This is a genomic window from Hymenobacter sp. BT18 (genome assembly GCF_012273015.1).
GTDB lineage: Bacteria > Bacteroidota > Bacteroidia > Cytophagales > Hymenobacteraceae > Hymenobacter > Hymenobacter lutimineralis.
The window spans coordinates 757594-784214 of the sequence record NZ_CP050954.1 but is presented as its reverse complement, the minus strand read 5'-3'; the positions used below and the strand labels follow the sequence as shown (position 1 = coordinate 784214).

Annotated in this window: 22 protein-coding genes; 15 read left to right on the top strand and 7 right to left on the bottom strand. The window is 60.6% G+C overall.

Annotated elements, in window-relative coordinates; translation table 11 throughout:
• Positions 1–29 precede the first annotated feature (29 nt).
• From HER32_RS03260 to HER32_RS03235, 6 genes are all read left to right on the top strand, one after another.
• Positions 30–860, top strand: coding sequence for an ABC transporter permease (locus tag HER32_RS03260; RefSeq protein ID WP_168680502.1), 831 nt, complete (start codon positions 30–32; stop codon positions 858–860).
• Positions 861–903: 43 nt separating this feature from the next.
• Positions 904–3126 carry a cytochrome P450 gene (locus tag HER32_RS03255; RefSeq protein ID WP_149069105.1) on the top strand — a complete coding sequence of 741 codons (2223 nt, stop codon included), beginning with the start codon at positions 904–906 and terminating at the stop codon, positions 3124–3126.
• A 20-nt stretch (positions 3127–3146) separates the two neighbouring features.
• Entirely contained in the window at positions 3147–4403 is a 1257-nt protein-coding gene (locus HER32_RS03250) for an ABC transporter ATP-binding protein (RefSeq protein ID WP_168680500.1), read from the top strand.
• A complete protein-coding gene (locus HER32_RS03245; protein ID WP_168680498.1) occupies positions 4370–5443 on the top strand; it encodes a hypothetical protein in 1074 nt (357 codons plus the stop codon). Before HER32_RS03250 ends, HER32_RS03245 begins: the two co-directional genes overlap by 34 nt.
• Before the next feature lie 20 nt (positions 5444–5463).
• On the top strand, positions 5464–6576 hold the full coding sequence (locus HER32_RS03240) for an acyltransferase family protein (RefSeq protein WP_168680496.1): 1113 nt from the start codon (positions 5464–5466) through the stop codon (positions 6574–6576).
• A 188-nt stretch (positions 6577–6764) separates the two neighbouring features.
• A complete protein-coding gene (locus tag HER32_RS03235) occupies positions 6765–8045 on the top strand; it encodes a carboxypeptidase-like regulatory domain-containing protein (protein ID WP_168680494.1) in 1281 nt (426 codons plus the stop codon).
• Between the two features lie 159 nt (positions 8046–8204).
• Here the strand turns inward: HER32_RS03235 and HER32_RS03230 are convergent, their stop codons facing one another.
• Complete coding sequence (locus HER32_RS03230; RefSeq protein ID WP_168680492.1) at positions 8205–8921, bottom strand: 3-ketoacyl-ACP reductase; 717 nt, start codon at positions 8919–8921, stop codon at positions 8205–8207.
• A 324-nt stretch (positions 8922–9245) separates the two neighbouring features.
• On the opposite strand from HER32_RS03230, the gene HER32_RS03225 reads away from it, so the two are divergent.
• Entirely contained in the window at positions 9246–11048 is a 1803-nt protein-coding gene (locus HER32_RS03225) for a DUF885 domain-containing protein (RefSeq protein ID WP_168680490.1), read from the top strand.
• A 137-nt stretch (positions 11049–11185) separates the two neighbouring features.
• Here HER32_RS03225 and HER32_RS03220 read toward each other — a convergent pair whose 3' ends face one another.
• Complete coding sequence (locus HER32_RS03220) at positions 11186–14392, bottom strand: carboxypeptidase regulatory-like domain-containing protein (RefSeq protein ID WP_149069112.1); 3207 nt, start codon at positions 14390–14392, stop codon at positions 11186–11188.
• Between the two features lie 346 nt (positions 14393–14738).
• Positions 14739–15059 (bottom strand): hypothetical protein, encoded by a 321-nt coding sequence (locus HER32_RS03215; protein ID WP_168680488.1) that lies wholly within the window; start codon positions 15057–15059, stop codon positions 14739–14741.
• 87 nt (positions 15060–15146) lie between these two features.
• Here HER32_RS03215 and HER32_RS03210 point away from each other — a divergent pair, with 87 nt between their 5' ends.
• The gene (locus tag HER32_RS03210) at positions 15147–15845 is read left to right on the top strand and encodes an adenine nucleotide alpha hydrolase (protein ID WP_232066351.1); all 699 of its coding nucleotides are present in this window, start codon (positions 15147–15149) and stop codon (positions 15843–15845) included.
• Position 15846: 1 nt separating this feature from the next.
• On the opposite strand, the gene HER32_RS03205 is transcribed toward HER32_RS03210, so the two are convergent.
• A complete protein-coding gene (locus HER32_RS03205; protein WP_232066349.1) occupies positions 15847–17355 on the bottom strand; it encodes a hypothetical protein in 1509 nt (502 codons plus the stop codon).
• A 126-nt stretch (positions 17356–17481) separates the two neighbouring features.
• The gene (locus HER32_RS03200) at positions 17482–17808 is read right to left on the bottom strand and encodes a hypothetical protein (protein ID WP_168680486.1); all 327 of its coding nucleotides are present in this window, start codon (positions 17806–17808) and stop codon (positions 17482–17484) included.
• Between the two features lie 298 nt (positions 17809–18106).
• Here HER32_RS03200 and HER32_RS03195 point away from each other — a divergent pair, with 298 nt between their 5' ends.
• The 3 genes from HER32_RS03195 (at position 18107) to HER32_RS03185 (ending at position 20038) form a co-directional block, all read left to right on the top strand.
• Entirely contained in the window at positions 18107–18523 is a 417-nt protein-coding gene (locus HER32_RS03195) for a thiol-disulfide oxidoreductase DCC family protein (protein ID WP_168680484.1), read from the top strand.
• Between the two features lie 67 nt (positions 18524–18590).
• A complete protein-coding gene (locus HER32_RS03190; RefSeq protein ID WP_168680482.1) occupies positions 18591–19595 on the top strand; it encodes a zinc-binding dehydrogenase in 1005 nt (334 codons plus the stop codon).
• 179 nt (positions 19596–19774) lie between these two features.
• Entirely contained in the window at positions 19775–20038 is a 264-nt protein-coding gene (locus HER32_RS03185; protein WP_168680480.1) for a hypothetical protein, read from the top strand.
• A 57-nt stretch (positions 20039–20095) separates the two neighbouring features.
• On the opposite strand, the gene HER32_RS03180 is transcribed toward HER32_RS03185, so the two are convergent.
• Both HER32_RS03180 and rfaD read right to left on the bottom strand, forming a co-directional pair.
• On the bottom strand, positions 20096–21475 hold the full coding sequence (locus tag HER32_RS03180; RefSeq protein ID WP_168680478.1) for an FAD/NAD(P)-binding protein: 1380 nt from the start codon (positions 21473–21475) through the stop codon (positions 20096–20098).
• Positions 21476–21709: 234 nt separating this feature from the next.
• The gene (gene rfaD, locus HER32_RS03175; RefSeq protein WP_168680476.1) at positions 21710–22678 is read right to left on the bottom strand and encodes an ADP-glyceromanno-heptose 6-epimerase; all 969 of its coding nucleotides are present in this window, start codon (positions 22676–22678) and stop codon (positions 21710–21712) included.
• A 267-nt stretch (positions 22679–22945) separates the two neighbouring features.
• On the opposite strand from rfaD, the gene HER32_RS03170 reads away from it, so the two are divergent.
• The 4 genes from HER32_RS03170 (at position 22946) to lpxB (ending at position 26610) form a co-directional block, all read left to right on the top strand.
• A complete protein-coding gene (locus tag HER32_RS03170) occupies positions 22946–23881 on the top strand; it encodes an ABC transporter substrate-binding protein (protein WP_232066347.1) in 936 nt (311 codons plus the stop codon).
• Positions 23878–24882, top strand: a complete 1005-nt coding sequence (locus HER32_RS03165; protein WP_168680474.1) for a FecCD family ABC transporter permease — start codon at positions 23878–23880, stop codon at positions 24880–24882. The genes HER32_RS03170 and HER32_RS03165 overlap by 4 nt, the downstream gene beginning before the upstream one ends.
• A 92-nt stretch (positions 24883–24974) precedes the next feature.
• Entirely contained in the window at positions 24975–25391 is a 417-nt protein-coding gene (locus tag HER32_RS03160) for a 6-pyruvoyl trahydropterin synthase family protein (RefSeq protein ID WP_149069122.1), read from the top strand.
• Positions 25392–25500: 109 nt separating this feature from the next.
• Positions 25501–26610: a lipid-A-disaccharide synthase gene (lpxB, locus tag HER32_RS03155; RefSeq protein WP_168680472.1), complete on the top strand. Its 1110-nt coding sequence runs from the start codon at positions 25501–25503 to the stop codon at positions 26608–26610.
• Positions 26611–26621 lie beyond the last annotated feature (11 nt).

The following is a 26621-nucleotide window of genomic DNA, read 5'->3' as shown; positions in this document are numbered from 1 at the left end:
GCCCACTAAAGTCGTTACCCTGAAGTAGAATGCAAGAAACTATCTACACCTCTGCTTCCGCCGTAGCCACGCCCCGGGCATTTTTGCGCGACCTGCGCCGCGACCTGCGCGTGATCCTGCCCGTAAGCCGCCAGCTGTTTGTGCGCAACCTCAAAGTGCAGGTGCGCCAGAGCGTGCTGGGCTACGCCTGGATGCTGATTCCACCCATCGTAGTGGGGTTGGTCTGGACGTTTCTGGGCAGGGCCCGCATTGTTTCGCAGCAGGAACTGAGTGTGCCATATCCTGTCTTCGTCATGGCCGGGGTGTTTCTGTGGCAGGGCTTTGTGGAGGCAGTACAGTGCCCCCTGCAACAGCTCACAGCTGTAAAGGCTACGTTGGCGAAGGTGCGCGTACCCCACGAGGCCTTTCTGGTAGCGGGCATGGGCGTGGTCGTTTTCAACCAGGTAGTGCGCTTGCTGCTGCTGGTGCTGGTTTTGCCCTTGTTTGGCCTGACTTGGTCGCCCACGCTGCTGCTGGTGCCCGTGGGGGTGGGGGCGCTGCTGCTGTTTGGGCTGGCTCTGGGCTGGCTGCTGGCACCCGTGGGCCTGCTCTACACCGATCTGTCGAATGCTCTGGCCATTGCGCTGAATCTATGGTTTCTGGTGACGCCCGTGGTGTATACGCCCCCAGTTCATTTGGCGAGCTGGCTGCGCCTCAACCCTGTAGCGCCGCTGCTGGCTACTACCCGGCGTTGGCTGCTGGGCGAGGGCCTGCTGCCAACCCTGGGGTTTAACTACGTATTGCTGGGCTCAGGCGCGCTGCTGTTGGTTAGCTGGCTGGTGTACCGGGTGGCCCGGCCCCACCTTATTGCCCGCATGTAGCGGCCACCACCAATGTGCTTTTCTTGCTTTTTCATCTTTTCTCATGGCCCTGCCTCGTTTCGCCCATCTTGCCTACCAGGCCCTGCGCCAGCCCCGCAAGGCAGCCACTCGGGTTGCAAGCTGGTTTGAGGCTCCCCCAGAAACCAGCCTCTTTCTGTTTGCCGGGCGTTATGAAAACTGGCCGGGCATGGGAAAGGAGCTGTATGCTCAGGAACCCGTATTCCGGGCTACTATCCAGGAAATTGATGAGTACCACCGGGAATTCGCCAACGAAACTATTCTGGCGGGCTTCGAGAAAGTACCGTTGGAGCCCAACGCCTTGCCCGAGCACGAAATAGTTTACCACATTCTGGCTAGCCAACTGGGCCTATGTGCCCTGTTGCGGTCAAAGGGAATTGTGCCGACGGCCACGCTAGGGCAGAGCCAGGGGGAGGTAGCAGCGGTGTATGCCGCGGGCGGACTAAGCCTTAAAGATGCCGTACGGATCAACTGCGCCCTAACGCAGGTCAACAAGACTGGCCCTCCCACTTATATTCCGCTGCTTATTCTGCTGGGTATGGCTGCCGCTGCTCCAGTCTTAGCTGCTTGCCCGGTGCCCCTGCTGCCTATTTATGAGTCAGGTCCAGAAAAAATCATGGCCCTCTGCCACCAAAATGATAAAGAGGCCGCCCTACGCTACCTGCGTACCCAAGGAGTGCAGGCTCAGGTAATGCCCGGCAGCCCAACCTGGCCTTACCACACCCCGCTGATAGCTCCACATCAAGCAAAAATGTGGGAGCATTTGCAGCACATACGCCCCGAGCCGCTGCGGGTGGATTTCTATTGTGCTTTCCGGGAAATATTGATTCCTCGCGGTACAGTACTGCCTGCCAGTTATTGGTACGACATGCTGGCTAGCCCAACCTACAGCCATACTCAATTGCAGGTAACGTCGGCGGCAGGGTTTTCCAATTGGGTGTACGTGGGACATTCCTTTTTAAAAAGCCAGCTCACCAAAACCTTACGCCGCCTGCCGCAGCCACCACGCCTTATAGAGTCCATGCAACAAGGACAGCCGGAAGCTGCCATGGTTCAGCAGGCCTGCCGCCAGTTACGCCGCACGGGCTTGGGGGGCGCTCCAATATCTTTCACCCCGCAGGTTTATGCTGAACAGCTCGACCTAGGTAGCACCCATTACCTGACGGACCCGTCTCCGGTGCTGGCTTACCTGCGCCGGGCAGCCCCACTCTACTTCCTGCCGAACTACAACGCCTGGCTGGTGCTCGACTACTCGTTGGTGGATACCATTCTCAAGGAGCCTCATCAGTTCTCCAGCCAGGTGCATGCGCAGTTCGAAGCAGCGTTGCTGGGGGCCGACCCGCCTTACCACGGGCTCATGCGCAAGCAGATGCAAGGGTTCTTTACGCCGGCGGCCCTGCAAGACCTCACCGGCTACGCTGTGCAGTGGACGCGCCAGCACCTCGCCGCTTTGGAACAAGAGCCGTCGTTTGATTTTGTGACATCCTTGGCTATGCCTTTGGCACAAGCCGTAGCTAACCAACTCCTTGGCTTGCCAGCGGCGGTAATAGCCTCACTTCAGGAAGAGCAGGCCGGCTATGTTTATCAGCTTAGCTACATTGATCGGGTGGCACAGGTGCTCACCCAGTGGCTGCAGAACCACCCTGCGGTGGGCCAGCCTGGGGTAACCGCCCACCTGTTGCGGCAGCTGGCGGAGGGGACGCTTACCACCGAGGCCGTGGTAAAGCTGCTGCGGCTGCTCTGGTTGGCCAGTATCGCTACCACCAGTGCCATGCTTAGCAGTGCCATGCGGCAGCTGCTGATGCACCCGGCTTTGGCGGCAGAGCTGCGGGCGTCGGCGGAGCTGTTACCCCGCTTTATCGAGGAATGCCTGCGCCTCGACCCCCCCGAAATGCTGCTGCACCGTGTTACCACGGAAGCGGTTGAACTAGGTGGGCAACGGCTGCCGGCGGGCACGGTAGTGCTTTTGAGCTTATGCTCCGCTAACCGGGCCCCAGAGGTATTCGACCGGCCCGATGAGTTGGATATGCAGCGTCCGGCCCAGCGGCATCTGGCTTTTGGCGGCGGCGCCCACCACTGCATCGGGGCCTTCTTAACCCGCCGCCTGGTCCAGCAAGTGCTGGTAGAAGTATTGCTGCCGCACCCTCGCCTGCGCGCGGCTGCCCCCCTGGAGCCCGCCCAGTATTTCCCTTCCGACCATTTTCGGGCCCTGGCCACTCTGCCTGTTAGCTGTACTGCGCCGGTATAGCCATCTTCTTTGTTTCTGTTATGTCTGCGTCCGTTGTTCTATCCGTCCAAGGCCTGTCCAAAAAGTTTAGCCGCCATTTACGCACCGCGCTCTGGTACGGGCTGTTGGATATAGGGTCCGAGCTCTGGCCCCGGGCTAAGGCCGCAGCCACCGGCCTGCGCCGGCACGAGTTCTGGAGCCTGCAGGATGTGACATTTGAGCTGCGGGCCGGCGAAGCGCTGGCTATTCTGGGCACCAACGGAGCCGGCAAGAGCACCTTGCTCAAGATGCTCAACGGGCTGATGAAGCCCGATGCGGGCCGGATTCAGGTGCGCGGCCGGGTAGGGGCCCTCATTGAGCTGGGCGTCGGGCTTGACCCCACGTTGTCGGGCCGGGAAAATATCTTCGTGCGGGCGGCCCTGCTGGGCTTTACCCGCAGCCAGGTGCTGCCCCTGCTGCCCGAAATCATTGCCTTCACCGAACTGGGCGACGCCATTGAGATGCCCGTGCAGTTCTACAGCTCCGGCATGTCGGCGCGCCTGGCCTACGCGGTGGCGGCCCACCTCAACCCCGACATCCTGCTGGTAGACGAGGTGCTGGCCGTGGGCGACTTCAATTTCCAGCGCAAGTGCCTGAACCATATGATGGGCTACCTGGCCCGGGGTGGTTCCATTATTCTGGTTTCGCACGCCGCCCACCACGTGCAGGCCGTTTGCCAGCGCGGCCTGGTGCTCGAAAAAGGCCGGGTAGCCTTCCAGGGAGGCGCTACCGAAGCATTGGACCATTATTTCGCCCAACAGTTTGGCTCGGGCGCCCGAAGCGGCCCCGGGCGCCTGACGCCTACTGCCAGCCGCCCGGCTGTTATTGAGGGCGTTACCTTCACGGGCCCGCAGGGCGGGCCCGTTGAGCCCGACGAAGAAATCCGGGTGCAGCTGACGTATAATTCCTTGCAAGCCCTGCCCGGGGTAGCCTGGTCTTTCCTGATTTACACCAACGACGGCTCGATCTGCATCACTGGCGGCTACACCACCCAGGCGCTGCAGCTGCCTGCCGGGCGGCATACGCTGCACGCCCGCATCCTGCGCTGCCCGCTCACGGCTGGGGACTACTTGGTGAGAGCATCTATCTACGACGTAAACCTTATTCAGCCGGTGGCGATGTTGGGCTGGGAAGATGCCCCCGCGCAGCTTTCGGTGCAGGCCCCGCCCAGCCTGGAGAAAAATTATCAGCAGATTATCCGCCAACTCGTTACCCTGGAGGTAGAATGGACGCATCTGGCCGCACCTCAGCTGACGTAAAACGCCGCCTGGCGGTGGGCATCGACCGGGCGCTGGACTACCTGCACCAGCACCAGTACCCGCACGGGGAGTTCTGCGCGTATATCTCGCCCGACGAGGCTATGCAAGCTGGTTATTGCCTGCCCGACCCCAGCTTGTTCCCGACCGTGCTGGTGAGCAATTGCCTGCTATACGTGGCTGGTGAGCCAAGGGCGGAGGAAATGCTGACGCGGGCTACCAGGTTTTTACAGTACCAGATGCAGCGGGGCGGGGTATGGCAGCACTTTCCTGGCTGGCACCCCTTTTACGCCTTTTCCCCCCCTGACCTCGACGATACCGCCTGTATTTCCGCCCTGCTGCAAGCCCGCGGCATTGACTGTCCCAAGCCGACGAATATCCCGCTGCTGCTGGCAAACCGCAATCGGGAAGGCCTCTTTTATACCTGGCTGATACCTCGCCTGCGCCCGGTAGCTTACGGCCCCTACTGGCGCCTTACCTTGCCCCAGCTGCTGTCGGTGCGGCAGAGTGTACTCTTCTGGCGGGCCGAAGCGGCCCGCCAGGATGTAGATGCCGTGGTGAATGCCAACGTGCTGTACTACCTCGGGGAAAGGGCCGAAACCCGGGCGGTGGAGGCCTATCTGCTGCGCATCATCGCAGAAGGCCGCGAAGCCAGCTGTGATAAGTGGTACCTGAATGTGTACTCGGTCTACTACTTCTTTGGGCGGGCTTACCACAACGGGGCTACCGGGCTGGCGCCGGCCCGGTCCAGCGTAACCGCGCGCATTTGCGCGGCCGCCCAGCCCGATGGGCGCCTGGGCGAAACGGTACTCGATACGGCCCTGGCCGCCTGCGCCCTGCTTTCCTGGGGCAGCTACCCGCCGGAATTAGCTGCCGCCATCGAGTTTCTGCTGGCCCAGCAGCAGCCAGCCGGGGAATGGCCCCGCTGGCGCCTGTACTACGGTGGGCGCAAACGGCTGCGGGGCTGGGGCTCCGAGGAACTGACCACGGCTTTCTGCCTGGAGGCCCTGGCCCGCTACCAGAGCTTACCAAATGCTTCATAAGCTGTTACTACATCATTTTTATGAAAAGTATTGTCGCTGGTTCTGAGTACTCAAGATCCGGCTATTTGCCAGGGGTTGACATGATACGCTTCACGACTGCTTTAGCTGTTGTGTTGTTTCATTTTGTGTATTCCTGCCCAAGAATCCTGCATATCGGCCCCCCAATCGGGGCGTTCAGCAAAGTCATTCGCTACGGCTACATCACCGTTGATATCTTCTTCATGATCAGTGGGTACATGATCCTGAAATCGGCCCGGCATAAGTCCTTGCGGGAATTTGTCGTTGCCAGGGCAGCGCGCCTTTACCCAGTTTATTGGCTTAGCTGCTTGCTAACATTTGCTGGTCTGCGACTTTGGGGCACCACCAGCATCTCCCCCGTGCCTACCACCAAACTTCTGCTAGTAAATCTGACGATGCTCCAGGAATTTTTTGGTCAGACTTCCCTGAATGGGGTTTTCTGGACTCTGACGGTGGAGCTGGCCTTTTATTTTCTTGTCGCCATGGTGATTGGGTGCCGCCTGTGGTCTTATCTGCTACCCTTGATTTTTGGGTGGCTAGCCGTGACGATGGTAGCAGGACCTGAACCTCCAAATGGCTTGTTTAAGCATTTGTTGTTCCCGGGCTATAGCCCCTATGTTATCCTGGGCATGCTCCTGTACCTGTATGAAAAGCGGGCCGGAGCACCGGCCTTACTCTACACCGCCATGCTACTGGCTGGGGGCCTAGCAATTCGAAGTCTGCGGTCGGAGGGTTTTCGGATGCAGATCTACCACCACGACCCGGAGCCCTTTCAACTGGCTATTGCCGTAGCGCTATTTTTCGGTGTGGGCCTGCTGCTGCTACTCAGCTCACGAAAACGTATTGCCCTGCCGGGGCCACGTATCTGGGCTACCTTGGGTAAGCTTACGTATTCTCTGTACCTGCTTCATAATGTAGGAGTAGGCATTCTGCTTCTGCAAGGGCATTTGCCAGGCTACATACCGGTTTTTCTGGCTCTGGCATTTGTCATGCTACTGGCGTGGGGAGCCTATCGGTTTGTGGAGGTGCCGGGCGGCAACGCATTACAGAGGCTACTGCCTAAGCTGCTGGATTATTTAAAGCATCCGAGCTGGAGGAGCGCGGAGGTCCGCTAAAAGTTCGGAGGCTGCGCCAGTCACTCATCTATGATGAAGCGGAGCGGCACGATTACTGTTTGCTGACAAAGGTTACGCTCATGTAGGGAAGCGCCGTTTTCGGGCTAAGTCCGAAGCTACACTGACTAGAATGGCCGTAACTTCGTTAGCTTGTTTAACTGGCGCACCGATTCAAACCTTGTATTGCTTTGGCTACTTCCTTCCGCTTCCTTCCGCTGTTTCGCTTGCCATACGCGTTGTTGTTGGCGCTGTTACTCGTTGCCAGTAGCTCATTTGCTCAAACCTTGCGTGGCACCGTCATCGACAAAGACACGCGCGAGCCGCTGCCCTTCGTCAGCATTGGGGTGAGCGGCACCACGCTGGGCACGGCCAGCAACGAAAACGGCGAGTTCTCGCTCAACGTGCCCTCCTTACCCCGCACCTTAGTCGTTTCCGAGCTCAGCCACCAGAAAGACACGGTGCGCGTGACCAGCGCCGCCGCGCCCCTAGTCATTGAGCTGCAGACGGCTTCCATTACCTTGCCCGAGGTGAAAGTGGGCAGCTACGCATTTCAGCTGGTAGACCGCGCCTACCGCAAGCTCCTGCGCGACAACCGCCAGAAGTTCTACGGCAAAGCCTTTTACCGGCAGGTAACGCGGGTGAGCGGGCAGCCCAGCGAGCTGCAGGAAGTTATCTGGAACGTGAAGTCCAACTCTTCCCGCATCGAGGGGACCACGCTAGCCCAGGGCCGCTACGCCGGCGTGCAGGCCGCCACCAACTTCAGCAACTTTTCGGTGTTTACGCGCTCCTACGGCCTTTTCTCGGTTGATTCTGTGAACTCCCTAGCCTTGCTTAGCCCCAACACGTTCCAGAACTACTTGGTCGAAATCAAGGGCATTGTGTCCGGAGCCGACTCCACGAAGGGTGGCGTGGCCGAAATCAAGTACGAAACCCGGCCCGAGGTGAAATACCGCTCCGAGGGCACTATCTGGATTGATACCGACACCTACCGCGTGGTGCGTTTCCAGACGGCCTCGCCCAACGTCACGCTCACGTCTACCAACCCCAGCCAGAAATTCCGCAACGCCCTGCGCCAGATTGATATGTCGTTTCAGGAGCCCGCCACGCCCGACGCCGTAGCGCCCCTCTCGTTCTTCAAAATGAACGTGACGGCCGACCTCACCCAGCCCGGTAAGGCACCCATTCCGGTGGAAGTGCAGGCCTTTACCTTCTTCTACGACACCTCCACCACGCCCACTGCGCTGGCCTATGAGCGCCCCAGCCTCGACGACCGGGACCTGGATGCCATCCGGAGCGTGAAGTACAACCCCGAGTTCTGGGCCAGCAACTCGGCCGTGAAGCGTACCCCCGTCGAGGATGAGGTAATTGCCGCCTTCGAAAAGCGCGGGGCCTTCGGCACCATGGTTAAAAAAGCCCCCGCCAAGAGCGACGTTATCTTCCGCATCGGCCCCGACGGCGTGGTGCGGTAAGGCTGTAAGTGTGGGGTGCATGCAAAAGGCGTGTCATCCTGAACGCAGTGAAGGACCTTAGCACGGTAGAACGAAATCGAAACTAACGATTCGTCCAGCCGTGCTAAGGTCCTTCACTGCGTTCAGGATGACACTAATTACTCAATCACACATTCCCCACTACGGGTTGGTGCTCCACATGCCGGCTTCCTTGATGAAAACCCGGCGGTTGAGTTTTAGCTGAGCCACGATCAGCTCAGCCAGGTCTTCGGGCTGGGCTACTTTGTCGGGGTTGCCGTCGGTGAGCTTGTTGTCGAGGGCCAGGGGCGTGGCAATGGTGCTGGGCGTGAGAGCCGACACGCGGATGTTGTGCTTGCGCACCTCCTGCATGAGCGACTCGGTAAGGCCCAGCACCCCAAACTTGGAGGCGCTGTAGGCGCTGGTTGTGGCCGCGCCGCGCTGCCCGGCCGTGGAGGAAATGTTGATAATGTCGCCGAGCTGGCGCTCTATCATGCCGGGCAGCACGGCCCGCGTCACGTAATACGTGCCCAGCAAGTTCACCTGAATGATGTGTTCCCACTCGGCAGGGTCCATGTCGAGAAACTTGGCGAAGGTGCCAATGCCGGCGTTGTTGATGAGAATGTCGATGGGGCCAAGTTCGGCGGTGAAGTGCTGCACGGCGGCGTCTACGGCAGCGCGGTCGGCCACGTCGGCGGCGGTCAGTGCAACTTTTCCGCCCAGGCGGCGGATTTCTTCGGCTACGGCCTGCAAGTCGGTTTCGGTGCGGGCCAGCAAGGCCACGTGGGCCCCCTCCTGGGCCAGGGCCAGCGCTACGGCGCGCCCAATGCCTTTCCCTGCGCCCGTGACGAGGGCAATTTTGCCAGCAATGGAATTCATAAAGTATGTGGTGTTAGAAGGATGATGAAGGCTCTATAACCGGCGTATACGGTTTGGGTTGGGAGAGTGGGCCGGAAAAGCTGCCGCTATTTCGGTGGGGTAGCGCAAACGGCCTGGTATAAAAGCATACGTAGTTTTTACTGCCGGCAACCAAGGCTGCTTCAGGGCTTCAAAGCAGCCCTGCTTGCTAGCCGGTGTTCTTCAATCCGGTAACGCGCTTTGCCCCGTACCCGACCCCCGGCATAGTCGCACCAGGCCATGCTTGGCGCCGGAATTTCTGCTAGCTTGCCCGACCATCCATTTACCTATTTTCTTTCTGCGCCAATGAAGCATCTAACCTGGGCCACCGTGGTGGCCGGGGCCCTGCTGGTGGGCTGTTCCCCCCAGAAATCAGCCGAAACCCAAGCTGAAGGCAGCACTGCCACCGCAGCTGTGCAAGACCTCAACAAGCTGTTCGACAGCTACTGGGAGGAAAATGCCAAACTCTACCCGCTGGATGCCACCTCTCAGGGCGACAACCGCTACAACGACCAGCTGCCCAACGACGGCACCCGCGCCTTCCGCGAAAAGCAGCGCACCACCTACCAAAGCTACCTGGATCAGCTGCACAAGTTCGACCGGGCCAGCCTCTCGGCCAACGACCAGATCAGCTACGATATCTTCGAGTACGAGATGCAGAGCCGGCTGGCGGGCCTCAAGCTGAACGCCTGGATGCTACCGTTTCAGCAGTTCTGGGGCTTGCCGCTCACGCTGGGCCAGTACGGCTCGGGTGAGGGCGTGCAACCCTTCAAGACGGTAAAAGACTACGAAAACTGGCTTGGCCGCGTGCGGCAGTTTCCGGCCTGGGCCGATACGGCCATCAGCAATTTTCGCCTAGGCATGCGCACCGGCGTGGTGCTGCCCAAAGCCCTGGTAGTGAAAATGATACCGCAGATGCGCGACCTGGTGGTGAAGGATGCTGCCAAAAGCCTGTTCTACGGCCCCATCAACCGCTTTCCCAAGGAATTCACGGTAGCCGAGCGCAAGCAGCTGTCGTCGGCGTACCAGGAGGCTATCCTCACCCAGCTCTCGCCCACCTACCAGAAGCTGGCCGATTTCCTGGAGAAGGAATACCTGCCCAAGGCCCGCACCAGCACCGGCATTGCGGCTATTCCCGAGGGGCCCGACACCTACCGCTACCTGGTGAAATACTGGACCACTACCAAGAAAACGCCCGAGGAGATTTATCAGACGGGGTTGAAGGAAGTGGCCCGCATCCGCACGGAAATGGAGCAGGTAAAGCAGCAGGTAGGCTTCAAGGGCGACCTGAAGGCGTTTTTCGCCCAGCTGAAAGCCGACCCCAAGCTCATGCCCTACAAAACCCCGAAAGAGGTGCTGGACGCTTTCCGGGCTATTCAGGCCAAGATTGACCCCAATCTGAAAAAGATGTTCGGGCGCACCCCCAAAACGCCGTTTGAAATCCGGCAGACGGAAGCTTTCCGCGCCGCCTCGGCCTCGGCCGAGTACAACCAGGGCAGCCCCGACGGCACCCGCCCCGGCATTTTCTACGTGCCCATCGTGGATGCCACCAAGTTCAACGTGACCTCGGGCATGGAGTCCCTGTTCCTGCACGAAGCCATTCCGGGCCACCACTACCAGACGTCGTTGCAGCAGGAAAATGAAAGTCTGCCCAAGTTCCGCCGCTTTGCCTGGTACGGCGCCATGGGCGAAGGCTGGGCCCTGTACACCGAAAGCCTGGGCAAAGAGCTGGGCCTCTACACCGACCCCTACCAACGCATGGGCGCCCTCGGCGACGAAATGCACCGCGCCGTGCGCCTGGTGGTAGACGTGGGCATGCACACCAAGAACATGACGCGCGAGCAGGCCATTGAGTACATGCTCGCCAACGAGGCCATCAGCGAAGATGGAGCCACGGCCGAAATTGAGCGGTACATGGCTATTCCCGGGCAGGCACTCAGCTACAAAATAGGGCAGCTCAAAATTCGGGAGCTGCGCAGCCGCTACGAAAAGCAGCTGGGCAGCAAGTTCAGCCTAAGCAACTTCCACGACGAGCTGCTCAAGGATGGCGTGATGCCCCTGGCCGTGCTGGAGCGCAAGATGGATGCCTGGGCTGCTGCGCAGAAGTAAAGGGCAGACAGCTGCTTCACAGTCGCTCATTCCATCAACTACAGACCAGAAAAAGCCCCGCAGCAACTTGCTGCGGGGCTTTTTCTCTTGGCACTTGAAGCCTGGGGCTAACAGCCACCAGCTCTTAGCAAAAAACGCTAGTCCAGGATATAGCGCAGCCCAAGCTGGGCGCGCCACCGGCTGTTGAGGTCGGTGTTGTTGAGGAACGTCTGGCTACCGCCCCGAAACTGGTAAGTGGGCGTGTTGCCCTGGTAGGCCACAAACTCGATGGGGCGGTTGTTGGCCACGTTCTGGCGCACACCCCAGTCGGAGTTGAGCAGGTTGCCCAGGTTCTGCACGTCCAGGCTCAGCTGGAAGGTGTGCTTCTTTTTCAGGGCCGTCAGCGAGAAATCCTGCAGCACCTTCATGTCCAGCTGGGTGTACCAGGGGCTCAGGCTGCCGTTGCGCTCGGCGTACTGGCCGCGCCGCTCGCTCAGGTACTTGTCCTGCTGAATGTAGGCATCGAGCTGCTGCCACTGCTGGGCGGCCGATACCAGCACGTCGCCCTGGCTGTTGGTGATGTCGACGAGGGTAATCTGGCTTTGCGCGGCCGGCACAAACACGAGGTCGTTGCCGAAGATACCGTCGCGGTTCATATCACCGGCGTAGGTGTAGGAGAAGCGGTTGCCCTGGGCCGCTTCAAAGAAGAAGCTGAGGGTAGTGGCCAGCTTGTCCTGGGCGTAGCTGAAGCGTTTGCCCGCCGCCGCAATTACGCGGTGCTGGAGGCCAAAGTCGCTGTAGGCCAGCATGGGCGCATTCGCGTTGCCAATCACGGGGTTGCGCTGAAAGGCATCGGCCGCAATTTCGCCGGGGTTGGAGGTCACGTCCTTGGCCCGGGAGAAGGTGTAGGCCCCCATCAGGTACAGGCCGTTGGCAAAGTCCTTCTTCAGCTGACCCGTGAGCGAGTACTGGTAGCCTTTATTGGTATTTTCCAGCACAATCACGCCCGCGTCGAGGAAGCTGAACTGCCCGTCGGGGCCGGAGAAGCCGGGCGTAATGCGCGGGCCGGCGGCCGGGTAAATCTGGCGGTTGTCGGCGCCGGCGGCTTGCTCCGTGGGCGTTACCAGGTTGTAGTTGCGGTGAATGGCGGCGTTGCGGTCTTTCGAGTAAATGGCTTCCACGGTGGCTACCAGGCCGCCGGGCAGCTGCTGGTCAATGGCCAGGTTGGAGCGCCACACCTGCGGGAACTTGAAGTCCTTGGCCGTACCGTTGATCTGGAACGTGTAGCCGGGGTCGAACTGGGAGTTAGAAGCCTGGTTGCTGATCCACACAAACGGGATGCGGCCGGTGAAGATGCCCGTGCCCCCACGTACCTGCGTGGTGTACTCACCCTCGCCGGCGGAGTAGTTGAAGCCCAGGCGGGGCGACCAGAGGGGCTTGCTGCTCGGGAACTGCGTTACGTCTACTTTGGCGGGCTGGCCGCTGGCATCCAGCAGAGGGGCATTCAGCACCTGCTCGTTCTGGGCTACCGTGGTGTTGTAGATGGGCATGTCGGCCCGCACGCCCAGCGTCAGCTTAAACTTCGGGGTCAGGCTCCACTCGTCCTGGGCGTAGAAGCCCAGCTGGCCCACATTTACGTCTACCGACTTCACCCGCTTCTGGCCGCCGGCCGTGGCAATGGCGTTCAGGTCCACAAAATCAGGGTTGTTGGGGTCCGTCACCTCAAAAAAGCGGGCTACGTCCAGGCCCCCGAAGAAGGGGTAGCCGAAGCGCTGCAGGTTAAACGCATTCACGAACTTGAACTGCTCGTAGGTGACGCCGCCCGTCAGCACGTGGGCGCCCACAAAGTAGCTCAGGTTGTCGGTGAATTGCAGGATGTTCTGGTCCAGCACGTTTTCGGCCGAAAACTGCTCGGTGCCCACGCTCACGTAGGTGGTGCCGTTCTTGGTGATGTCAATCTGCGGAAATAGCTTGGCGGCGGGCAGGTCGCGGAAGTCGCGGAAGGCCGAGAAGCTGAGCTGGGCCTTGTTGCTGAGCTTTTCCCCGATGCGGGAGTTCAGCTCACCCACCACCGAGTTCAGATTGTTGTTGATGGTGTAGCCCGAGTTGGCGTACTGCAGCGTGTTCACGCCCTGCACCCGCGACGACGGCGCAATGGCAATGGGGTGGGGGCCCTGCTCACGGGAGCTTTTCAGGTAGTTGTAGCGCAGCGAGAAGGTGTTCTTGGGGGTAATGTTCCAGTCCAGCTTCACCAGGAATTTGTCGCTGCGCGTCGCATATACAAAGTCGCGGTAGGTGCCCGGGTCGTAGCCGTACACGTCGATCAGGCGCTGGCGGATGCTTTGCAGGTCACTTTCCAGTACCCGGCTCACGCCCGGGGCCTGGCCGTTGAGGGCCGCCTGGGCCTCGGCTTCGCTGGTAGCGGGCCGGAACGTCAGGCCCGGGTCATCCCGCCGGGTAAGCTCGGCGTTGGTGAAGAAAAACAGCTTGTTCTTCACCAGCGGCCCGCCCAGGGCAAAGCCCGACTGGTTGAACTTCAGGTCGGGGTTGCGCAGCTCCACGTCGCCCACTTTCTTGCCAATCAGGCTTTCGTTGCGGAAGTAGGAGTACACGGTGCCCTTAAAGTCGTTGGTGCCGCTCTTGGTTACGGCATTGATGCCGGCACCCGTAAAGCCGCCCTGGCGCACATCGTAGGGGGCCAGGCTCACTTCCAGTTGCTCAATGGCGTCGAGGCTGACGGGCTGGGAGTTGGTTTGACCACCGGGCGTGGGCGCATCCAGCCCGAAAGAGTTGTTGAAGATGGAGCCGTCGAGGGAGAAGTTATTGTAGAGCGTGTTGCGCCCCCCGAAGCTCAGGCCGCTGCTTTGCGGCGTGAGGCGGGTAAAGTCTTCCTGGGAGCGGCTGATGGAAGGCAGCGTCCGGATGGCGGTGTTGTTAACGTTGGTAGAAGCCCCCGTCCGGTCCTTGTTGATCTGCCCGTCGCGGTTGCCGCGCACCACTACCTCGCCCAGGGCCTGGGTGTTGTCGGCCAGGGTAATGCGGCTTTCAAAGGTCTTGCCCAAAGCCAGCTGAATGCCCGTCGCCGTGTAGGTCTGGGCGCCCACAAACGAGGCTTTCAGCTCGTAGGGGCCACCCACGCGCATGTTGAGCAGGTCGTACTGGCCATTTTCGCGGGTGGCGGTGCCGTACTGGGTGCCAGAGGGCAGGTGGGTGGCTACCACCGTAGCGCCGGGCAAAGGCTGGCCTTTGGCGTCCAGCACAATGCCTTTCATGGCGGCGGTAGTTACGCCTTGGGCTAAGACGGGCGGGCTGCTCGTGAAAAGCACAAAGCCGAGCAGTAAAAACAGAAGGAGTCTGTTTTTCATAAGGGGAGCTTTTTTATTTATCCAGGGCACTTCCCCGGAATTTCGCCGCAAAGGTCATGAACAAATTGTTAAGTAGGCTAGCCTAATAGTTTCTTAACAATTTGGAAATATGATCTATGTAAAACAATGATTTTCAATCTATTGATATTATTAATAAAACCAAATATTTATTGCGCTTATTCTCCCGAAGCGGCCGAATATTTGCCAAATCCACAACGCCGGAAGCTCGGCGGTACCCGGGGCTGCCGGGAGCGGCCGATGGCCTGGGGCCCGCTCCCAAACGCGCACTGCCCGCCAGGCCAATGGCCTGACGGGCAGTGCAAATAAGCGTAGGACGTAAGGTAGACTACTCCTCGCGGGCCGCGCCGCGCTGCTGCGCTGACTCCTTAGGCAGAGTTGTGGCCGGGGAATTGGGGTTGCTGGGTGAGCCTTCCAGAGCGGCATCGGCCGAGGTCTTCTGGTCGGCGGCCGAGCCGGTGCCAATGGGCGTGTGGGCCTCCTGCTGGCCGTTGATGCTGTCCCGCTCGGTTTCCATCTTACGGGCCGGGGGCGCCTCCGTGAAATCCTGGCTGGCCTGCGGGTCTTTGCCAGGGGTGTTGTTGTAGTCGCAGGCCGCGAGAGAGGCTGTGGCCGCCACGGTGAGCAGCAGGGCTGAAAGTCGTTTCATAAGGGAAAGAGGTTGAATGCCGGGAAAGGTTACCCTGTGCTATACGCAACTTCTTCCGAAAGGCTACTCCGGGCGTAGCTTTGCGCCATGGCACACCGTACGCTGATGAACTGGAGCGGGGGAAAAGATGCGGCCCTGGCCCTGCACTACCTCCGGCAAGATCCTGACTACCAGGTCACCGACCTGCTCACCAGCGTGTCGGCGCCCCACCAGCGGGTGGCCATGCATGGGGTGCGCGTCGAGCTGCTGGCCACCCAGGCTCGCCATCTCGGCCTGCCTCTCACCCAGCTTTGCCTGCCTGACATGCCCGACATGGCCATCTACGAATCGTGGATGCGCGATACCTTGGCCCCATTGCAGGCCCAGGGCATTACGCACGCCGCGTTTGGGGATATTTTTCTGGAGGATTTGCGCGCTTACCGGGAGCGGCAGCTACAGCTGGTAGGGCTGCAGGCGGTGTTTCCGCTTTGGCAGCGTCCCTCCCTGGAGTTGCTGGAGGAATTCTGGCAGGCAGGCTTTCAGGCCATCGTGGTGTGCGTAAACGAGCAGCTATTGGGAGAGTCGTTCTGCGGCCGGCTCCTGGACCGGGATTTTGTGCGCGACCTGCCCCCGGGCGTCGACCCCTGCGGGGAGAATGGAGAGTACCATTCCTTTGTTTTCGACGCACCTTATTTCCCGGAGCCCATTGCCTTTCGATTGGGAGAGCGGGTGCGGCGCACGTATCCCGCTCTTGCCCAAGGAGCGGAGGAGGTAGGCTTTTGGTTTCAGGATTTGTTGCCGGCCTAAGCTAGGGGCGCGGCGCCGGAGCGCAGGTGCACAGCACTTCCCGCACGGGCGGCGCAACCCGGTAGTTGGGCAAGGTCACTTCCTTCATGTACACGACTTCCAGCTGCCGCAGGGGCGGGTGCGCCGGGTTTTCGTGCCAGATGCGGAGTAAGTAATTGCAATAGTAAGGCCGCATATAGCTATTCGCCACAAATAGGTAATTCTCCGAATACTTGCGCCATCGGTCGTTCTTGAACAGGGCAACCACCGAGGCCGGTTTGGTGGCCTCTACCGGCTGGCCTTCGCGGTTTAGATCGAGGTGCTGGCCAGCGGTGGTAGTACCGTCCAGGATAAACCAGCCGTCATCTTTGAAGACGGCCGGCGCAAACATGCCCCAGCGCTGATCGACGCGAAACATATAGCCAAACCAGCGCATAGGCTCGGTCATTTTCCAGCGGAACTGCGGGAGCGTATCTAGGTTCCACCAGCAGATATACACCAGCAAAGCGCCTACAGCTGCCTCACGCCCGGCGCGCAACAGGCGCCGGCTGCCCGGGTACCACTGCACGTGCACGTTTATGCGCACTGGGAGCCAGGTAACCCAACTGCGGCGCCAGGTGTGCGTGCGCGCCGCCAGCTGCGCCCAGCGCGGGTGCAGCCAAGCAGCCAGTTTACCAAGCACATGCGCGGGGAGCAGCCCTAGCACTGAGGCCATGTTGATCAGGTAAAACAGCCCCACAAAGAGCGTGAGGCTGATGCCCAGGTGAAATGCGTACAGCACGCCCACAAATAGCAGGCGCCACCACGTGATACGGAAGGGTAGAAACAGCAGAAACGGCAACAGCAGCTCAGTGTAGTACGTCAGGAACGTTAGCCCGCGCAGCAGCTCGGCGTGTGGGTACAACAGGCGCCCCAGCGGCATCAGAATTTGATCAAGGCTGAGGGCGTAGTAGATAGCCGTGCCATCCTGCGTCCACTCAGGGCTATTCTTGAGCAGGGCCGTGCACCAGTATACCAAGGCCAGCTGCACCACGTAGGCCACCGTAACCATACTGAAATACCGGTAAGAACTAGGGGCTGCTTGTTTGCGGCTGTCAAGAGAATACACGCGGCCCCACGGCAGAAAAAAGCCCCAGAACAAGAGCATCCGCAACAGGTCGTCGCCGCCCTGCACAATGAGGGGGTTGCGGTTTTGCAGCGAAATCAGCAGCAGCCAGGAAATAGCCGTGGCCCAGCGCGTTTTGTAGCCCAGCACCAGGGCGGCGGCGGTAAGGGCCGCTAAAGCAAACAACAGGGCCTGCACCTGCCACAAGCCACTGCTGGTATGCAGGGAAAACACGTAAGGGTTCCAGCCATACTGGTAGAGTACGTGCAAGGGCAGTACGCCCAGGTTGGTGTAGTGCGCCACCAGATCAGTGCTGCGGATGATCAGGTCCGTGAGGACCACGGCCCCGGTACCGATGCGCAACAGGGCCAGGGCCCGCAGGTCCAGTTCAAAAGGATTTTGGAGGGCAGGTAAAAGTCGACGCATGCTTCGGCTGCCGCAAGGCGTTACTTGCCAGAAAAACGGAAAGCGGAAAGGCCATCTACTGCGTGTAAGTAGAGCCTCTCCGCTTTCGCAGATGTTCGTTATGCTACCACAAGGGCACCGGCGCTATTAGTTAGGTGTGCCGGTAGTGGTGCCCGTAGTGGTAGAGCCGCTGGTGGTACCCGTGGTAGTGCTACCCGAGGTAGTGCCCGTAGTGGTGCTTCCCGAGGTGCTGGTGCCCGTGGTGGTGCTACCTGACGTGCTGGTACCCGAAGTGGTTCCGGTGGTAGTAGAGCCCGAAGTGGTTCCGTCCGTTGAGGTGCCGGAAGTGGAGCTGCCCGAGGTCGAGTTCATGTCAGAATTCGTCGTGGTCGAGTCGGGGTTGGTGCTGGAGCACGAGCTGAAGCCCAGGCTGGTAGCGGCCAGTACAGCGGCCAGGAAAAGTGACTTTTTCATGGAAAAGGCGAGTTGGTATTAGAAATAGAAAGAACAGGTTAGAGCAGGAATACTGCATCTGTTCAGGAAAAGTTGTTCATAATCTACTTTTGACTCCGCCTTTGGCTCTGTACTGTTCAGCTTTATTCGTCGAGCGAAAACCCTTGGTACTGGGTAATGGTTTGCTGGTGCACCTAGGGGCAAGGAGGTCGTAAGTTGCCTTTTCTCTAGCCGGGGCGCGGCCGTATCCAACCCTTTGCTCCTGCGTATGCAGGGCCGCAGCGCCCGTGCGCAGTCGTCACCGCCAGCTTGATTCAACATGCAAAAATCCTCCGCAGTTATTCTCTTCGATGGCGTCTGCAACTTGTGCAACGGCTTTGTGCAGTTCGTTATCCGGCACGATTCCCGGGGGTACTTCCACTTTGCGGCCCTGCAATCGGCGGAAGGACAGGCTTTGCTGCGGGCCCAGGGAGTTACGCTACCCACCACTCTTGACCCTGACTCGGTGGTGCTGGTAGAAGCAGGACAAGTGTACACCCACTCCACGGCCGTGCTGCAGATTGCCCGGCACCTGAGTGGGCTCTGGCCGCTGCTGGGGGCCGGTGTGGTAGTACCCCGGGCCTGGCGCGATGCCGCCTACCGCTGGGTTGCGCGCAACCGGTACCGGTGGTTTGGCCGGCAAGCAGCCTGCCTGTTGCCCACACCCGAGCTGAAGAGTCGGTTTCTGAGCGCCTAGGCTGTCGGGTTTTTTACTGAATTTGGCGCCCAGTTCGGCCTGTGCCGCGTCACCAAGTCCCACCCACATGCACGCATTGATTCTCAACGGGCTGGAGCAGCCCCTCCAGCTTTCTGAAACCGCCACGCCCCAGCCCGCCCCCGGCGAAGTACAGGTGCACCTGCGGGCTGCCGCCCTCAACCACCGCGACGTCTGGATTCAGAAAGGGCAGTACGCCGGGGTAAAGTTTCCGATTATCCTCGGCTCCGACGGGGCCGGCATCATCTCAGCTGTAGGTGCAGGTGTTGATGCTCAGTTGCTTGGGCGGGAGGTATTGATTAATCCGGGGCAGCAGTGGGGCAATAACCCGGCAGCTCAGGGCCGCAGCTTTACTATCCTGGGGCTGCCGCACAACGGCACCTTTGCCGAGTATGTGTGCGTGTCGGCCGCATCCGTGCATCCTAAGCCCACTCATTTGTCTTTCGAGCAGGCGGCGGCTTTGCCCTTGGGTGGCGTTACGGCCTACCGGGCCTTGTTTACGCGGGCTGGGCTGCAGGCTGGGGAGCGGGTGCTCATCAACGGGGTGGGAGGGGGCGTGGCCCTGCTGGCTTTGCAAATGGCCGTAGCGGCGGGTGCCCGCGTGTGGGTCACGTCCAGCTCAGCCGAGAAGATTGCCAAGGCCGTAGCTCTCGGCGCTGAAGGGGGCATCAGCTATACCGCCGAGAAGTGGCCGGCCCAGCTCACCCAGCAAGCAGGCGGGGCCTTCGACGTGCTAGTGGACAGCGCTGCCGGCCCGGGGTTCAACCACCTGCTAGACGCTGCTGCCCCCGGGGGGCGCCTTGTTTTCTATGGCGGCACGCACGGGGCCATTCCCCAGGTGCCCCCGGCCAAGATTTTCTGGAAGCAGCTTTCCATCCTGGGGTCGACAATGGGTACCGAGGCCGACTTCGCGCAGATGGTGGCCCTGGTGGAGCACCACCGCATCGTTCCGGCTATCGACGAAATCCTGCCGTTGGCTGAGGGCGAACAAGCCCTGCGCCGCATGGATCAGGGGCTGCAGTTTGGGAAAATTGTACTGCAGATTCCGGGCTGATCAAGCAGCAAAGGATAGAGGGTTAAAGTAGTAAGGCGGATCAAGTAATGTGCTGATAAACAGAATGTTTAATTTGCCTATGGGTACGTAAATTCAGCGCTCTTTCGGAATGAAATGAGGGCCGTAGCTGTTTACCAGGAGAACATCTGAAACGCTTTTTTGACGCTCAAATTCCTCCCATGAAAGCACCTGCCGAATACATCGACGCTCCAGTTCTTTATTTGTCGTATCCAACGGGTGATGCCGCCGAGTCGGTGCCGGTTGTGACCTACGACGACGCGGTGCGGGCGGTAGAAACCGCGCTGGCGGATGCGGAGCGTTACCGCTACCTCCTGATGCGGGCCCTGCGCCGCCACCATACCAACGAGGACACCAACACACTGCCGGCTGCTCCCGAAAGGCCCGTGGTACCCCTGTACGCGGACGAAGATTTGGCCGCGTAATCTATCAAAAGACTCCCTTAGCGGGCCCATTCCCTTGGCAATTGGGCCCGCTGCTTTTCAGGCCGCGGGCAGTAAAGCAGCCAGGTGAAGGGCCAGGTCTGCGGCCTGCTGGCGCAGCTCCGGCACAGCCGTCGACTCAAACGACTGGGGCCGCCGGCTGGCACCCAGGGTAAATAACATCGGCGAGGCAGCCCCGTGGCGCTGGAGCAGCGCCCCATGCTCGTTGGTGAGAATTCCCAGCCGCAGAGCATCGGGGAGCAAAAGCCCTTCGGTACGCATCTGCACAATCAGCGGATCCGGGATGCGGGTATAATCCAGCAGCGGCCCGGTACACGCTATAACGTGACGGGCGAAGAGCGTGGTGAGCTGGCCCGCATGCCGGGTGTGCACCCGCAGGCCCTCGGCAGCGGGCTCCAGGTGTTGGACGCGGCCAACATGCTGCCGGAGCTGCCCACTGCTCAGCATCCCCGCTATAAAAGCAGCATTCTGGGGTGGGCTGCGGTGCCGCACGGTGGTCCAGAGTGAGGCTAGGTGCCGCAGAAACCGGCTTTGTTCTTCCGGCGGCCAGGCCGCCCAAATACGGCCTAGGTCTGGGCGCAGGGAATCCAGCACGGGGCGCCAATCGATACCCGCGCGGGCTGCCTGCCGGATTTCCTGTCGCACGGCGGTCAGCACTTGGCTTACGGTAGTAAGGTTCTGCAAGGAATGGTGGTAAAAACTCGGATACGGCGCCTGCGGGCCCAGATGCGCCGCTGGCCAGTGGCCGTGGCCGGAAACTACCGTAAGCGGACCCTGATGACCGGTTGCCCGCAGCCCAAGCAGCACATCCACAGCGGTAAGCCCAGAGCCAATCAGCAGCACGGAGTCGGTGGGCGCAATAGTAGCCAAGGCCCCGGGGGCCCAGGGGTTGGGATGAAAACCCGGGGGCTGCTCGGGCATCTGGGTAGGTGGCAGGGGCGGGAAGTTGCCCAAAGCCAGCACCACGTGGTTACTGAGAATGCGCTGCCCATCGGCTAGCTCTACCTGCGCCGCTTGTTCATTGGCGAGGGGTCGTACGGCCGTAGCCGAGGTGGCATGGCGGAAAAAGCGCAGGCCATTGGCCGCCGGTCCCGTAAGCAGCGGCGCCACGGTTTCCTGCACGTACTGCCCGTAGAGCTGACGCGGAAAAAACTGTTGCGCCGCCTTCTGCACCCCGTTCTGGCTGAGCCACGCTGTGAAATGGCCGGGCTCCTGGGCCAGCAGGCTAAGAGAACAGGCCCGTACATTCAGCAGATACTCGGGCCGCTCGCCACTGTACGCCAGCCCCGGGCCCAGGGCTGACCGGGGTTCTACCAGATGCACGTCGGCGGTGTACTGCCCTGGCAGGTGAGCCAGGTGCACCGCCAGCGCCGAACCGGAAAACCCTCCGCCCAGAATCGTAATAACGCTGCGTTGCACTGCCAGAAAAAGTAGAAAGGCTAAAAGAAATGGTCGACGGCCGTAGGGACCGGGCGTAGCCAGGTCAGGCAGCCTACGCGGTTATAAGGTAATACAGTAAGCCTGAAAGCCCCCTGATGCGCGGCACCAGGGGGCTTTCAGGCTTACTGTATTTTCCAGCGGCAGCGGCAGGAGTCGGAAAATCAGGAGATTAGCCCCGATGTGTAAGATTACGGCTACAAACCAGCCCCAGTGCTACAGGTAAGCGCCCGGCATCAGGTAGTTACGCACGTAATCGTCGATGCCATCCTCCAGGCGGGTGAAGGGCCGCTCGTAGCCGATACTGCGCAGCTTGCGCATATCCGCCTCGGTGAAGTATTGGTACTTGTCACGGATGTCTTCGGGCGTGTCCTTAAACCGGATGTCGGCGGGCTGGTCGAGGGCGGCAAAGGTATTTAGGGCCAGGTCCAGGAAGGTGCGGGCCTCACCCGTGCCCAGGTTGTAAATGCCGGAGTGCTGGCGGTGCTGCATCAGAAAAAAGCAAACCTCCACCACATCCTTTACATAGATGAAGTCCCGCATCTGGCCGCCGTCGGTGTAGGCGGGGTTGTGGGAGCGGAAAAGCTCCATGGAGCCCGTGCGCCGGATCTGCTCGAAGGCGTGCAGAATGACGGAGGCCATGCGCCCCTTGTGGTACTCGTTGGGCCCGTATACATTGAAAAACTTCAGCCCGGCCCAGAAAAAAGGCTTTTCTGCCTGCTGCACGGCCCAGTTATCAAAGTTATTCTTCGACTCGCCGTAGGGGTTCAGGGGACGGTAGAGGGGAAGCAGGGCCTCGTCCTGGTCGGAGTAGCCCAGCGTGCCGGAGCCGTAGGTGGCCGCCGAGGAGGCGTACACCAGGGGCAGCTGGTAGCGGCAACACGCCTCCCACATCCGCTTGGAGTAGTTGAGGTTGAGCAAATCCAGCACGGCATAATCCTGCTCCGTGGTATCAGTGCGGGCCCCGAGGTGGAAGATGAACTCTACCTGCTCGTGGTTCAGGTCAAGCCAGCCGAAAAACTCGCCCCGGTCGACGTATTCCCGCAGGTGCTTGCCCTGGAGATTGGCGAGCTTGCGCTCCACGGAAAAGTTGTCCACTACCACGATATCATGGAAGTTGGCCGCATTCAGGCGGGTGACGAGGCAGCTGGCAATAAAGCCGGCCGCACCAGTGACGACGATCATAGAGTAGTACGTTTACGGCAAAGGTAGCCGGAATTAGCGGTTGGCAGCAGGTTGTGAGTCGGGCTGCCAGCGGCCGGCCAAGTACGGATGGTTGACCGCCGGAAAACAAATGACGGGGCAAGTGCCAGTTGCCGCGCCGGCCTTCCCCCAAATTGCAAGGCTTTAGTTAACGGTATTCGCGCAGAGCAGATCGGGGGGTACCGGAACCGTATCCTTCCGTTCTATCCGTTCATGCATCCGTTGCATCTGTGGTCTATCTTTGCCCGCATGCGCTTTTCCGTAAGCTTACTGCTCTCCGTAGTACTCGGGGGCGGGCTCCTGGCCTGCCAATCCGACCAACCCGCTTCTTCCCAGCCCGCGGCGGCTGCCCAACTGCCGGCCACCACCCACTGGGTAACCGATGACCTGGGCCACCGCCTGCAGCTGCCGGTGCAGCCCCGCCGCATTATGGCCCTGGCACCTTCCATGACGGAAATGCTGTACGCCGTGGCTGATACTGCGACCATCGTTGCCCGCACTCAGGTCTGCGACTTTCCCCGCGCCGTGGCCCACAAGCCTGTAGTCAATAGCTACCCCCTGGACTTGGAAAAGCTGGTAGCCCTGCACCCCGATGTGGTGTTTACCGTGGAGGGCATTACGTCCCAGGACGACGCCGCGCGCCTGCAGCAGCTGGGCGTGCCGGTATATTTTCAGCGGTATACTACTGTGGAGGACGTATTCCGGGGCATGCAGCAACTAGGCCAGCTGCTGGGCCGCACCGCCCAGGCCCGGCACCTGACGGACTCCCTGCGCACGGCCCTGGCTGCTCTGCAGAAAACGCCGCCAACTCCCGGGCCCGCTCCGCGGGTGCTGGCTATTACCTGGCAGGACCCCATCTACGTGTACGGGCAGAATACGCTGTTTACCGATAAAATACGGCTGGCCGGGGGGCAGAATGCGTTGCAGGAAGTGTTTGCGCAGCCCTACCCGGCCCTCACCCGCGAGTATATCCTGCGCCTCAACCCCGATGTGTTGCTGGGTGGGCGCTTCGGGCAGCTGGACAGCACGTTTTTCAAGGCCTACCCCGAGCTGCGTCGCATCAACGCCTACCAGACCAAGCGGGTGTTTGCCGTGACGGGCAACCTGATGGAACGGCCTGGGCCCCGGGTGGTGGAGTCGGTGCGGGAGCTGCAGGGGCTGCTGCGGCAGCCGGCGCAGCCATGAAGCCCGCCCGGGCCGGGCTCTGGCTGGGGCTAAGCGTGGGCCTGCTGCTAGGGCTGCTGGTGCTGGGCCTGCGCGTAGGCTCCTTTGCCATCGACTTTGAGCTGATGCGCCGCGTGCTGCACCACTACGACCCCACGGAGCCTGCCCAGCTGGTGCTGGTGGAGCTGCGGCTGCCGCGGCTGCTGCTGGCCGTGCTGGCCGGGGCGGGCCTGGCCGTGAGCGGCTACCTCATGCAAACCATGGTGAGCAACGCCCTGGCCGACCCTTACCTGCTGGGTACGGCCTCGGGCGGGGGCCTGGGCGCGGTACTCTGCTTTGCCCTGCTGCCTACGCTTACCTGGGCCGGCGTGTACCTGCCACCGGTGGCGGCGCTGCTAGGTGCCCTGGGCACCACGTTGGTGGTACTGGCCCTGGGCATGGATCGGGGCCAGCTGCGGCCCGCCCCTTTGCTGCTCAGCGGCGTGGCCGTTGGCTCCCTGGCTACAGCTTTGGGGGGCTTGCTCACGTTTCTGTCCGACACCCCCGACAAGCTGCGCACCGTCACCTTCTGGGCCATGGGCAGCTTCGAACGGGCCGGCTGGAATTTGCTGCCCTACCCGGCGGTGGCCCTGGTGGCTACGCTGGTCGTTTTTGCTTTTCTGCAGAAGGACGTGGCCATTTTGTTGCTGGGAGAAGAGCGGGCCGCCGCCCTGGGGGTGCCGGTAGTGCGCCTGCGCTGGCTGCTGGTGGTCACGGCCTCGGCGCTAACGGGCTGCGTAGTAGCCTTGTGCGGCCCCATTGGGTTTGTGGGGCTGATGATTCCGCACGTCACGCGCTGGCTGCTGGGGGCCACGGGCCGGTGGAACCTACTGGTGTGCGCGTTGCTGGGCGGGGGCTTTCTGCTCGGCTGCGACCTGCTGGCCCGCCTCCTGTATCCGCCGGCCGGCGTACCCGTGGGCATTGTCACGGCCCTGTTCGGCGTACCGTTCTTCGTATATTTGCTGCGAAAACAAGGGTCTTAGGGTCTTGGGGGCTTAGGATCTTGGTTGATGTTCTTCCGGGAGCTTGAGCCAGCACATCCAAGACCCCAGGACCCCAAGATCCCAGCACCCCAATGATTTACGTCAGCCGACAGGAACACTTCAACGCCGCCCATAAGCTCTACAATCCCGCCTGGAGCGAGGAGCGCAACAAAGAAGTGTTCGGCCCGTGCGCCAACACCAACTGGCACGGCCACAACTTCGACCTTATTGTGACGGTGAAAGGCCAGCCCAGCCCGGAAACCGGGTTCGTCGTTGATCTAAAAGCCCTCAGTACCCTGATTCGGGAGCACATCATCTCCCAGGTCGACCACAAAAACCTGAACCTCGACGTGCCCTTCATGTCGGGCAAGCTGGCCAGCACCGAAAACCTGGTCTTGGCTTTCTGGGATATTCTGGTGCGGGAGCTGCCGCGCATTACCACAGCCCAGCTACATTGCATCAAGCTGTACGAGACACCCCGCAATTTCGTAGAGTACTACGGGGAGTAGTCAATTAAGAATTAAGAATGAGGAATGAAGAATTGGCTGCCGGAAGTGGAAAGCCAACTCTCATGGCCGGCAATTCTTATTTCTTGATGCTTAATTCTTAAATCCAACCATGAAGTACTACCTGATAGCGGGCGAACGGTCCGGGGATTTTCACGCGGCGCACCTCATGCAGGCCTTGCAGCAGCAGGACGCCGCGGCCACCTTCCGGTGCTGGGGCGGCGACCAGATGCAGGCCGCCGGCGGGGAACTGGTGCACCACTACCAGGAAATGGCCATTATGGGATTCTGGGAGGCCGCTACCAGTTTGCTCAAGTTCCGGGGCTACCTGAAAGAGTGCCAGCGCGACCTGCTGGCCTGGAAGCCCGACGTGGTGATTCTGGTCGACTACGCCGGCTTCAACATGCGCATCGCCAAGTTTGCCAAGGCCAATGGCATCAAGGTGTTCTACTACATTTCGCCCAAGATTTGGGCCTGGAACCAGGGGCGGGTGCACCAGGTGAAGAAAGTAGTAGATAAGATGTTCGTGATTCTGCCCTTCGAGGAAGAGTTCTATCAGCGCTTCGACTACAAGGTCGACTACATCGGCAACCCCACCGCCGACGCCGTAGCCGAGCACGTGCCCAGCCCCGACTTTTTCCAGCGCAACCACCTCGACCCGGAGCGGCCTATTATTGCGGTGTTGCCCGGCTCCCGCAAGCAGGAAATTGAGGAGATGCTGTACGAAATGACGGCCATCATCCCGCCTTTCCTCAACTACCAGTTCCTCGTGGCCGGCGTAGATAACCTGGACCCAAACTACTACGCCCACTTCGAGCGCAACAACGTGCGCATCATCTTCGACCAGACCTACGACCTGCTCTCCCACGCTAAAGCGGCCTTGGTTACCAGCGGCACCGCCACCCTCGAAACGGCCCTGTTTGATGTGCCCCAGGTGGTTTGCTACCGCACCAGTGCCGTGTCCTACACCATCAGCAAGGCGCTTATCAAGGTGAAGTATATTTCCCTGGTGAACCTAGTAGCCGGCCGAGAAGTGGTGAAGGAGCTGATTCAGGGCGACTTCAATGCCCGCAACCTGGTTATCGAGCTCAAGAAAGTAACGGAAGATGAAGCCTTCATTGCCCAGCAGAAAAAGGGCTACGCCGAAATCCGGGAGAAGCTGGGCCGGCAGCGCGCCGCCGAAAAAGCGGCCAAGCTGATGGTGGGCTACCTGAAAAAGTAAGCCCCCATAAC

What these genes read in the sequence shown, in the direction of transcription:
- rfaD (WP_168680476.1), bottom strand. Translation starts at nt 22,678, where the DNA reads ATGATCGTCGTCACTGGTGCGGCCGGCTTTATTGCCAGCTGCCTCGTC.
- HER32_RS03230 (WP_168680492.1), bottom strand. Translation starts at nt 8,921, where the DNA reads ATGAATTCCATTGCTGGCAAAATTGCCCTCGTCACGGGCGCAGGGAAA.
- HER32_RS03255 (WP_149069105.1), top strand. Translation starts at nt 904, where the DNA reads ATGGCCCTGCCTCGTTTCGCCCATCTTGCCTACCAGGCCCTGCGCCAG.
- HER32_RS03245 (WP_168680498.1), top strand. Translation starts at nt 4,370, where the DNA reads ATGGACGCATCTGGCCGCACCTCAGCTGACGTAAAACGCCGCCTGGCG.
- HER32_RS03240 (WP_168680496.1), top strand. Translation starts at nt 5,464, where the DNA reads ATGAAAAGTATTGTCGCTGGTTCTGAGTACTCAAGATCCGGCTATTTG.
- HER32_RS03260 (WP_168680502.1), top strand. Translation starts at nt 30, where the DNA reads ATGCAAGAAACTATCTACACCTCTGCTTCCGCCGTAGCCACGCCCCGG.
- HER32_RS03220 (WP_149069112.1), bottom strand. Translation starts at nt 14,392, where the DNA reads ATGAAAAACAGACTCCTTCTGTTTTTACTGCTCGGCTTTGTGCTTTTC.
- HER32_RS03215 (WP_168680488.1), bottom strand. Translation starts at nt 15,059, where the DNA reads ATGAAACGACTTTCAGCCCTGCTGCTCACCGTGGCGGCCACAGCCTCT.
- HER32_RS03200 (WP_168680486.1), bottom strand. Translation starts at nt 17,808, where the DNA reads ATGAAAAAGTCACTTTTCCTGGCCGCTGTACTGGCCGCTACCAGCCTG.
- HER32_RS03195 (WP_168680484.1), top strand. Translation starts at nt 18,107, where the DNA reads ATGCAAAAATCCTCCGCAGTTATTCTCTTCGATGGCGTCTGCAACTTG.
- lpxB (WP_168680472.1), top strand. Translation starts at nt 25,501, where the DNA reads ATGAAGTACTACCTGATAGCGGGCGAACGGTCCGGGGATTTTCACGCG.
- HER32_RS03185 (WP_168680480.1), top strand. Translation starts at nt 19,775, where the DNA reads ATGAAAGCACCTGCCGAATACATCGACGCTCCAGTTCTTTATTTGTCG.
- HER32_RS03160 (WP_149069122.1), top strand. Translation starts at nt 24,975, where the DNA reads ATGATTTACGTCAGCCGACAGGAACACTTCAACGCCGCCCATAAGCTC.
- HER32_RS03170 (WP_232066347.1), top strand. Translation starts at nt 22,946, where the DNA reads ATGCGCTTTTCCGTAAGCTTACTGCTCTCCGTAGTACTCGGGGGCGGG.
- HER32_RS03190 (WP_168680482.1), top strand. Translation starts at nt 18,591, where the DNA reads ATGCACGCATTGATTCTCAACGGGCTGGAGCAGCCCCTCCAGCTTTCT.
- HER32_RS03165 (WP_168680474.1), top strand. Translation starts at nt 23,878, where the DNA reads ATGAAGCCCGCCCGGGCCGGGCTCTGGCTGGGGCTAAGCGTGGGCCTG.
- HER32_RS03210 (WP_232066351.1), top strand. Translation starts at nt 15,147, where the DNA reads ATGGCACACCGTACGCTGATGAACTGGAGCGGGGGAAAAGATGCGGCC.
- HER32_RS03225 (WP_168680490.1), top strand. Translation starts at nt 9,246, where the DNA reads ATGAAGCATCTAACCTGGGCCACCGTGGTGGCCGGGGCCCTGCTGGTG.
- HER32_RS03205 (WP_232066349.1), bottom strand. Translation starts at nt 17,355, where the DNA reads ATGCGTCGACTTTTACCTGCCCTCCAAAATCCTTTTGAACTGGACCTG.
- HER32_RS03250 (WP_168680500.1), top strand. Translation starts at nt 3,147, where the DNA reads ATGTCTGCGTCCGTTGTTCTATCCGTCCAAGGCCTGTCCAAAAAGTTT.